This is a genomic window from Microlunatus ginsengisoli (genome assembly GCF_039537205.1).
Taxonomy (GTDB): Bacteria; Actinomycetota; Actinomycetes; order Propionibacteriales; family Propionibacteriaceae; genus Microlunatus; species Microlunatus ginsengisoli.
Window position 1 is genome coordinate 344,859 of sequence record NZ_BAABAB010000022.1, and the last position, 9,112, is coordinate 353,970.

The 9,112-nt window shown below is 72.1% G+C and carries 7 protein-coding genes; 4 read left to right on the forward strand and 3 right to left on the reverse strand.

The window, feature by feature from the left end; genetic code table 11:
- Window positions 1-142: 142 nt before the first annotated feature.
- Window positions 143-1,747 carry an acyl-CoA mutase large subunit family protein gene (locus ABD747_RS16450; protein ID WP_344806476.1) on the reverse strand — a complete coding sequence of 535 codons (1,605 nt, stop codon included), beginning with the start codon at window positions 1,745-1,747 and terminating at the stop codon, window positions 143-145.
- A gap of 58 nt (window positions 1,748-1,805) precedes the next feature.
- Here ABD747_RS16450 and ABD747_RS16455 point away from each other — a divergent pair, with 58 nt between their 5' ends.
- From ABD747_RS16455 to ABD747_RS16465, 3 genes are all read left to right on the forward strand, one after another.
- A complete protein-coding gene (locus tag ABD747_RS16455; RefSeq protein WP_344806478.1) occupies window positions 1,806-3,350 on the forward strand; it encodes a sensor histidine kinase in 1,545 nt (514 codons plus the stop codon).
- Entirely contained in the window at window positions 3,328-4,008 is a 681-nt protein-coding gene (locus ABD747_RS16460) for a response regulator transcription factor (protein WP_344806480.1), read from the forward strand. The genes ABD747_RS16455 and ABD747_RS16460 overlap by 23 nt, the downstream gene beginning before the upstream one ends.
- Window positions 4,009-4,113: 105 nt before the next feature.
- Complete coding sequence (locus ABD747_RS16465) at window positions 4,114-5,196, forward strand: SGNH/GDSL hydrolase family protein (RefSeq protein WP_344806482.1); 1,083 nt, start codon at window positions 4,114-4,116, stop codon at window positions 5,194-5,196.
- A 64-nt stretch (window positions 5,197-5,260) separates the two neighbouring features.
- Here ABD747_RS16465 and ABD747_RS16470 read toward each other — a convergent pair whose 3' ends face one another.
- Window positions 5,261-5,641: a hypothetical protein gene (locus ABD747_RS16470; protein WP_344806484.1), complete on the reverse strand. Its 381-nt coding sequence runs from the start codon at window positions 5,639-5,641 to the stop codon at window positions 5,261-5,263.
- A 76-nt stretch (window positions 5,642-5,717) separates the two neighbouring features.
- Complete coding sequence (locus ABD747_RS16475; RefSeq protein WP_425562546.1) at window positions 5,718-6,947, reverse strand: aminoglycoside phosphotransferase family protein; 1,230 nt, start codon at window positions 6,945-6,947, stop codon at window positions 5,718-5,720.
- Window positions 6,948-6,992: 45 nt separating this feature from the next.
- Between ABD747_RS16475 and ABD747_RS16480 the strand changes: the two genes are divergently transcribed.
- On the forward strand, window positions 6,993-8,864 hold the full coding sequence (locus ABD747_RS16480; protein ID WP_344806486.1) for a Na+/H+ antiporter: 1,872 nt from the start codon (window positions 6,993-6,995) through the stop codon (window positions 8,862-8,864).
- Window positions 8,865-9,112 lie beyond the last annotated feature (248 nt).

The following is a 9,112-nucleotide window of genomic DNA, read 5'->3' on the forward strand; positions in this document are numbered from 1 at the left end:
TCTGATTCCAGCCTCTCCGGGACACGCGATCGGGGTCGCTGCCACGCCTGTCAGAGGGTGGCGAGCGCTCGGCCCGGGTCGATCATCCACCGTCGACGTCGGGCCGGCCATCACCCGCGTCGGAGGATTTTGCGCGGCCGGATCAGAACGCGTCCGTCGGCGTGTACGTCCCCCAGACCGTCCGCAGCGCGTCGCAGACCTCGCCGACGGTGGCGCGGGCGGCCAGTGCCGCCTTCAGCGGCACCAGCACGTTCCCCGGTCCGGCGGCGGTCGCGGTCAGCTCGGCCAGCGCGGTCCCGACCGCGCCCGGATCGCGCTCGGCCCGCAGCCTGGCCAGCCGGTCGGCCTGGGCCCGCTCGATGGCCGGGTCGACCCGGAGGGGCTCGTACGGCTCGTCGGCGTCCAGCGTGAACCGGTTGACGCCGACCACGACCCGCGAGCCGTCGTCGATCTGCCGGGCGACGTCGTACGCCGACCGCTCGATCTCGCTCTTCTGGAAGCCCTGCTCGATCGCCGCCACCGCGCCGCCTCGCTCCGCGACCTGGTCCATCAGGTCCAGCGCCGCGGCCTCCACGTCGTCGGTCAACGACTCGACGACGTAGGAGCCGGCGAACGGGTCGACGGTCTTGGTCACGTCGGTCTCGTAGGCCAGCACCTGCTGGGTGCGCAGCGCGAGCCGGGCCGACTTCTGCGTCGGCAGCGCGATCGCCTCGTCGAAGGAGTTGGTGTGCAGCGACTGGGTGCCGCCGAGCACGGCGGCCAGCGCCTGGACCGCGACCCGGACCAGGTTCACCTCCGGTTGCTGCGCGGTCAGCTGCACTCCGGCGGTCTGGGTGTGGAAGCGGAGCGCCTGGGACTTGGCGCTGCGCGCACCGAACCGGTCGCGCATCACCCGGGCCCAGATCCGGCGGGCCGCCCGGAACTTGGCGACCTCCTCCAGCAGAGTGGTCCGGGACACGAAGAAGAACGACAGCCGCGGGGCGAACTCGTCGACCGCCAGACCGGCCGCCAGCGCCGCCTCGACGTAGGCGATCCCGTTGGCCAGGGTGAATGCGATCTCCTGCGCCGGCGTGGCTCCGGCCTCGGCCATGTGGTAGCCGGAGATCGAGATCGTGTTCCACCGCGGCAGATGCTCGCGGCAGTACGCGAACGTATCGCTGACCAGGCGCAACGACGCCGCCGGCGGGTAGATGTAGGTCCCGCGCGCGATGTATTCCTTGAGCACGTCGTTCTGGATCGTGCCGGTCAGCGTCGCCGGGTCGACGCCCTGCTCCTCGGCCACCAGCTGATAGAGCAGCAGCAGGACCGCGGCGGGCGCGTTGATCGTCATCGAGGTCGAGACCTCGCCGAGCGGGATGCCCGCGAACAGCACCCGCATGTCCTCGATCGAGTCGATCGCCACGCCGACCTTGCCGACCTCACCGGCGACTCGCGGGGAGTCGGAGTCGTAGCCCATCTGGGTCGGCAGGTCGAACGCTACCGACAACCCGGTGGTGCCGTGCGCGATCAGCTCGAGATAGCGGGCGTTGGACTCCGCCGCCGTGCCGAACCCGGCGTATTGGCGCATGGTCCAGGGCCGGGTGGTGTACATCGAGGCGTACGGGCCACGGGTGAACGGGAACTCTCCCGGCGCCCCCAACGCGGTCGCCGGGTCGAAGCCCGCCAGGTCGCCGGCGGAGTAGACGCGCGCGAACGGCGTGCCGGACTCCGTCTGCGCCTGGTCCTCGGTGCCTCCGGCCTTGCCCATGAGAGTCCTCTCATCGTCGGCTCATTGCGGCATCACCCCGCCTTGGCATGCTTGCACAATGGCGGACCCCGGCGGCACCGAGACTGTCGCGCGCCGCTACGCGCTCAGCGTCCGGGTCCGGATCCTGGCTGCCGTGCTGGTGACCACCACGCTCGGCATGCTCGGGGCCGGCTCGGCCTCGTACATCATCGCCCGGCAGCACGCGTACGACTCGGTGCACAGCGACCTCGTGCAGGAGAGCGAGGAGATCAACACCGTCGTCCGGATGATCGACTCGGGTCAGGCCGGACGGCCGGTGAAGGGGCCGGGCGACGTGCTGTACCTGGCGATCAAGAGCTCGGTCCCCGATCCCGGCGGCGCGATCATCGGTCTGGTCGACGGCCGGATCGCCTGGGTGCCGGACAGCGACGAACCCACCCAGAAGTCCGCCCAGGACGACGCCGAGCTGATCGCGGCCGCGGCCGCCATCCAGCCGGGCAGCCCCGTCGAGGTCCGCGAGCTGCGCACCACCGGGCACCCCCGGCTGGCGTTCATCTCGATCCCGGTCCAGGTCGACGGGTCCGCCCACCTCGGGCACTTCGTGGCCGCCGTCGACGTGGCGGAGGTGCTGCAACCGGTCGCCCGCAGCCACCTGACCTACGCGCTCGCCTGCCTGGTCGCGCTGCTCGCCATCGGTGTCGTGGGCTATCAGGTGGCCGGCCGGCTACTCTCCCCGCTGCGTTCCCTGCAGGCCACCGCCCAGCGGATCTCCGAGACCGACCTGACGGACCGGATCCCGGACGACCAGCTGGCCGGCCGCGACGAGGTCGCCGACCTGGGCCGCACGATGAACGCCATGCTCGACCGGCTGTCGAGCTCGTTCGACCACCAGCGGCGACTGCTCGACGACGCCGGGCACGAGCTCCGGACGCCGATCACCATCGTCCGCGGCCATCTGGAGCTGCTCGATCCCGACGATCCGGCCGACGTCAAGGAGACCAGGGCGGTGTCGCTGGACGAGCTGGACCGGATGCAGCGGCTCGTCGACGACCTGATGACGCTGGCCAAGTCGCAGCGCCCTGACTTCGTCCGGCCCGAGCCGGTCGAGGTCGACCAGCTGCTGAGCTCGGTCCGCGGGCTGGTCGGGCCGCTGGCCGACCGGCAGTGGCAGATCGAGGCGTCGACGGCTGCGGTGGTGGCGCTGGATCGGCAGCGAATCACCCAGGCGCTGGTCCAGCTGGTCGCGAACGCAGTTCGGTTCACCGCTCCCCGGGCGGTGATAGCGCTCGGCGGATCCGTCGGGCCGGACGGCCGAGAATTGCGGCTGTGGGTGCGCGACACGGGCACCGGCATCACCGCCGAGGATCGGGAGCGGATCTTCGAGCGCTTCGGCCGCGGCCACCGGTCCGGGCACGGCTCGCCGGAGGAGACCGTTCGCCTGCCGGAGCACGACGGCGCCGGGTTGGGCCTGGCCATCGTGGCCGCGATCGCCGAGGCCCACCACGGTCGAATCGAGCTGGACAGCACGCCAGGTCTCGGCTCGACGTTCACCCTCTGCCTACCGCTCGACCGACCTAGCACCACGACCCGATCGGAGGACCGTGCCCGCCATCGTCATCGCTGAGGACGAGCCCCGGATCGCCTCGTTCGTCCAGAAGGGGCTGCGCGCGGCCGGCTTCGCGACGACCGTCGCGGCCACCGGCATCGAGGCCCTCGACCACGCAGCCTCGGGCGAGTTCGACCTGATGGTGCTGGACATCGGGCTACCGGAGCTGGACGGCTTTGCCGTGCTCGAGCGACTCCGCGGCCAGGGCTCGACCCTGCCGGTGATCATCCTGACCGCGCGCGACTCGGTCACCGACACCGTCGCCGGGCTGGAGGGCGGCGCCGACGACTACATGGCCAAGCCGTTCCAGTTCGAGGAGCTGCTGGCCAGGATCCGGCTCCGGCTTCGAGATGGCGGCGGACGGTCGGCCACGGGTCAGCAGGGGGCTGCGGTGATCGCGGAGGGGGATCTCTCGTTGGACCTCAAGACCAGGGTGCTCACCGTCGACGGTCGTGCGGTCGAGTTGTCGGCGCGCGAGTTCGAGCTGATGGAGACGCTGCTCCGGCATCCAGGCCACGTGCTCAGCCGCGAGCAACTGTTGTCGCAGGTCTGGGGTTACGACTTCGATCCCGGCTCCAACGTCGTCGACGTGTACGTCCGCTATCTCCGCAACAAGATCGGCAGCAGCCGGATCGCCACCGTGCGCGGTGCCGGCTACCGGCTGCAGCGAGGCTGAGCGGCCGGTTCGGACCGGACTGCGGCACGGGTCTTGCGCGTGCCGGCCGGTGCGGGAGACCATGCCGCGGAGGGGTTCGCCGCCGAGTCCCGGAAGGGACATCCCGTGAGCCGCCGTCATCCACGCGCCGCGTCGATCCGAGGCGGGCGCGCCCGTACCGGGCCGGCCCGCAGGGCGCTGGCCCGCATCTCGGTCGTCCCGCTCGGTCTCGCGCTGCTGGCGTTCGTCGGGCTCTCCCCCGCCGAGGCCCACCCGCGGCCGCCGGTCGGCGGGGCCGCATACGTCGCGCTGGGCGATTCGTATGCCTCCGGTGAGGGATTGCCGCCGTTCGTCCCCGGAACCGACTCCGCCGACGGATGTCACCGCTCGGAGAGCCGGAGCTATCCGGCGCTGCTGGCCCGCTCCGGGCGGCGGGCCTTCACGCCCGCGACGTCGGTTGCCTGCTCGGGTGCGGTGACGGCCGACCTGCTGGCCACGACTCCCGGCAGCTCGGAGCCGCCGCAGATCGGCGCGCTCAGTGCGAGCACCCGGACCGTGACGGTCACCATCGGCGGCAACGACGCCGGCTTCCGGGTCGTCATCGGTGACTGTGTGTACTCACCGGTCCCGGCGGTGCAGGCCGGACTGAGCGGCAGCCCGGGCTGCCGCGACCGGGACGATCTGGCGGTCAGCACCAGGATCGCGGCCCTGGCCGGCGGCGCCGGCGCCCCGATCGTTCCGGGGATCGTGCCGCTGCCTACCCTGCTCGCCCAGATCCAGGCGGCCGCGCCGCGGGCGACGATCTATCTGACAGGCTATCCGCGACTGCTCGGCCGCCAGGTCACCGATGCGGCCGGCTGCCGCGTCAGCGAGGTGGCGCCGCTGTACATCACCGGCCCGGACGCGCGCTGGATCCGCACCAAGGCGGGCGAGCTGAACCGCGCGATCTCCGGTGCGGCGAAACGGGCCCGAGCGGCCGGGGTCGACGTCCGCTACGTCGACGTCGCCGCGGCCATGCGCGGGCACAACGTCTGCGACCGGAAGGCGGCGTGGGTGAACGGGATCGTGTTGACGGCGACCGATCCGTCCCAGCCGCCGCGGCTGTCGGCAGCCTCGTTCCATCCCACCGCCCGCGGGCAGCGGGCGTACGCCGAGGCGGTGCTGCAGGTGGTCCCGTCCTGGCACGCGCACCCGGTGCCCCGCTACTGAGCGGCGCGATCCGGGCCGGGAGCCGAGCCGGCGTCTCGAGCCGGGATCCGAGCAATCGGCCGGTTCAGGGGGTCGCCGGCGAGCGCGGGCTGATCGGGGAATTCGGTGTGTTCGGGGTGTTGGCCGTGTTCGGGGTGTTGGCCGTGTTCGGGCTCGCGCTCGGTGTCGCCGGGCTCGCCGGCGTACGCGCGGTCAGGGGGCTGATCGGGCTCGGCGCCGACACGGTCTGACTTCCGGTCGGGTCCCCGCTCGGGTGGTCGGCGGCGGTGCCCGACCCTGCATCGGGTCCGGTGGTCGCAGCGGCCGCCCGGACGACGATGCCGTCGCCGGCCAGCGGCGCGCCCGACACACCACGATCCGAGAGCGAGGCGACTCCGAAGGCGGCCACCGGGCTGAGCGCGACCGCGGCCGCACCGCCGATGATGGTCCAGGTCGTCTTGTTCATGTCCACCACTCCACCGCGCGCAGGTGAGACGCGGAGGTGACGGGGATGAGAGCCCCCTCATCCCCGGCGGCCGTGGTCAGCGGATGCTGAGCAGCAGCTGCTCGGCGCGCACGATGATGGCCTCGGTCGCCTGCTGCCAGCCGGCCTGCTGGGTGCGATAGGGACCGGTCGCGAGCGAGATCACGATCGCGGCGGCGCGGAGCCGCAGCTCGGCCGGGTCGACCCGCGCGTCGAAGACGGTCATCCACTGCGCGGCCAGCCGGTCGATCCCGCGCTCCTGCTCCGGTGTCATTCCCTGGATGGTGGCCAGGTGCGCGACCAGGCAGGCGAGGTCGTCGGCCCGGCGCCCCGGACCGACCCGGTCGACGTCGAGCAGCCCGACCACCCGGCCGCCGTCGACGAACACCTGTCCTTCGTGGAAGTCGCCGTGGGTCGCCTCACCGCCCGGCGGGATCGGATCCAGTCCGGCGGCGATCTGGTCCTGCAGCGCGGTCAGCCGGGGTTGCAGGCCGGGCAGCGCCTGGGCGACGGTGTGCGCGTATTGCCCGACGGCGTCGGCCCACGGAATGTGCCGGGGCAGTTCTGCCGCCTCGGCCGGCAACGCGTCCAGCAGCCCGACCAGGACCTCACCCGAGCAGGGCTCGGACCCGTCGAACAAGGCGTGTGCGAGCGTACGTCCGGGTAGCGCGGGCAGGATCAGCACCTGGTCGTCGGTAGCGGCGACGACCTCCGGCACCGGCAGCCCGGCGCCGCGCAGCAGCTCGTGCCGACGTACGGTCGGCGCAACCGCGTCGTCCTTGAGGACCTTCAGGAAGAACGTCCGCGGGCCGTCGGCGTCGGCGACGACCGCGCGGAGCACCGCACGCCGGCGCGGTCGATAACCGACCAGCTCGAGGTGCACCTGCGCCGGGTCGACCGGCCGGCCCAGCACGAGGTTCTCCGTCAGCAGCTGGGCGACTCCGCCCGGTAGCGCCGCCCGCACCAGGCCGGGCAGATCGGGGTCGCGCGGATAGAGCCAGGCCGCGACCTGGCGATCGCCGGCGGCGAAGATGACCGCATCCGCGTCCGTGCCCGCCGCGCCGCCGACCCGGGCGCTGACACCGAGCAGCTCGGTCCGCGGGCCGAACGGCCACTCGACCTCGGTCTGGTAGGTCGCGGTGGTCTGCAGCCCCGGCTCGGCGTCGACGCCGTCGACCCGCCACGACCGCAGCGTCCCACCGCCATGGGCCACCGCGGCGGCCAGCAGCTCACCGATCCCCGGCGAGGTCAGCAACGCCCATCCCGCGGGGTCGTCCTCCATCCCCATCCGGTGACCCTAACCGGGGTTCGGTCCGTCTGGCAGCATTGCCCGGTGCACATCGCGCTGACTTTGCTCGCGATCGCGGCCTCGGTGGTCGCGGTGACGGCGCTCGCCGAGCGGATCCGGTTCTCGGCTCCGCTGCTGCTGATGCTGGTCGGCATCGTCGTCTCCTACGTCCCGTGGATCCACGAACCGGCGCTGAACACCAATATCGTTCTGATCGGCTTCCTGCCGCCGCTGCTGTATGCCGCCGCGATCCGCAGCTCGATCATCGACTTCCGCACCAACTGGCGCTCGATCGCCTACCTGTCGGTGCTGCTGGTGATCGTGACGGCCTTCGGGGTCGGGCTGATCACCTGGCTCATCCTGCCCGTGCCGTTCGCCCTGGCGTTCGCCTTCGGTGCGGTGGTCGCGCCGCCGGACGCCGTCGCCGCGACCACCATCGCCCGCCGGGTCGGGCTGCCGCGCCGGCTGATCACCATCCTCGAGGGCGAGTCCCTGCTCAACGACGCGACGGCCATCACCTGCGTCCGGGTCGGACTGATCGCGCTCGCCACCCAGGTGACCGCCCTCGACGTGGCCGCCGGCTTCGCCATTGCCGCTCTCGGGGGTGCGGTGGTCGGCTTCGCGATCGCCTGGGTCGCCACCCAGGTGCGCAAGCGGATCACCCAGCCGGTCTTCGACACCGCCATCTCGTTCATGGTCCCGTGGGCCGCGTACCTGCCGGCCGAGGAGATCCGCTGGGGCGAGTTCCACGGCTCCGGTGTGATCGCGGTCGTCGTGGCCGGCCTGATCCTGGGCCACAAGTCGCCGATCATCCAGAGCGGTCTCTCCCGGCTGAGTGAGCGGGTCAACTGGACCACGATCCAGTTCCTGCTGGAGAACACCGTCTTCCTGCTGATCGGCCTGCAGGCCCGGCAGATCGTGCTCAATCTCGGCCGGAGCGATCTGAGCGCGGCCCGGATCGCGGGATTCTGCATCGCGGTGCTGCTCGGGGTGATGGCGATCCGGATGCTCTGGACGATCGGTGGCCGGTTCGGCCTGCTCCCCCGCGACAGCCGGTATCGATCGCAGCGGTTGCCGTGGTCCCACGCGATCGTCGTGGGCTGGGCCGGTCTGCGCGGCGTGGTGACCCTGGCGACCGCGCTGCTCATCCCGGCCGAGGTGGAGAACCGCGACGTGCTGGTGTTCGGCGCCATGATCGTGGTGGCCGGCACCTTGTTGATCCAGGGACTGTCGCTGCCGGGACTGGTCCGCCGGCTCGGCCTGCGCGGGCCGGACCCGCGCTCCGACGCGCTGCAGGCCGCGACCGTGCTGCAGACCGCGAGCAACGCGGCCCTGGCCGAGCTGGACACCATCACCGACGCCGACCCGGACGTCGTCCAGCGGGTGCGAGACCGGATCGCCGCACGGCCGGAGGCGCTGTGGGAGCGGCTCGGCTCCGACGACGAGACCCCCTCGGAGGAATACCGGCGGCTCCGCCTGGAGACCATCCATGCCGAGCGGGCCGAGGTGCTCCGGATCCGCTCGACCGGGACCGTGGATCACGACGTGATCGAGGAGGTGCTCGGCTCGCTGGACATCGAGGAGTCGATGCTCACCCTGGTCAACGAGCGCGCGGATCTGCTGGACGAGGGCGGCCCGGTGGAGGTGCCGCTCGTCGACGAGGGTCCGTGCGACGACCTGCAGGCCGCCTCGCCAGACACACCGCCGCTGTCGGAGGTCTGCGAGGACTGCGTCCGGGAAGGCACCCGGACGGTGCACCTGCGGATGTGCCTGACCTGCGGCAACGTCGGCTGCTGCGACTCCTCGGTCGGCCAGCACGCCACCCGGCACTTCCGGCGAACCGGGCACCCGGTGATGCGCAGCTTCGAGCCCGACGAGACCTGGCGCTGGTGCTATCTGCACCAACGCCTTGGCTGACCCGCCCGCCCCGGCTCCCTGCCTCGACTACCCGCCGGCCCGCGCGCCCTGCCGGTCGGCGGCCATTGCCAAGCCGTGACTCGTTCGCTCCTCCATTCGCGCATCTTCGAGCGGCTAAGCGCGACTCCGCTCACCGTCGACGGTGAGCGACGTCACGGTTCGACGCGCGAAGTCGTCCCGCGGGCGCCAGCCGGCGTGGCCTGCACCCCCGACGCACTTCGCACCCCATTGGAGGCCACCCGACGCAC

Coding starts and splice junctions, on each gene's coding strand:
- ABD747_RS16475 (WP_425562546.1), bottom strand. CDS start 6,947: ATGGGGATGGAGGACGACCCCGCGGGATGGGCGTTGCTGACCTCGCCG.
- ABD747_RS16470 (WP_344806484.1), bottom strand. CDS start 5,641: ATGAACAAGACGACCTGGACCATCATCGGCGGTGCGGCCGCGGTCGCG.
- ABD747_RS16455 (WP_344806478.1), top strand. CDS start 1,806: ATGGCGGACCCCGGCGGCACCGAGACTGTCGCGCGCCGCTACGCGCTC.
- ABD747_RS16450 (WP_344806476.1), bottom strand. CDS start 1,747: ATGGGCAAGGCCGGAGGCACCGAGGACCAGGCGCAGACGGAGTCCGGC.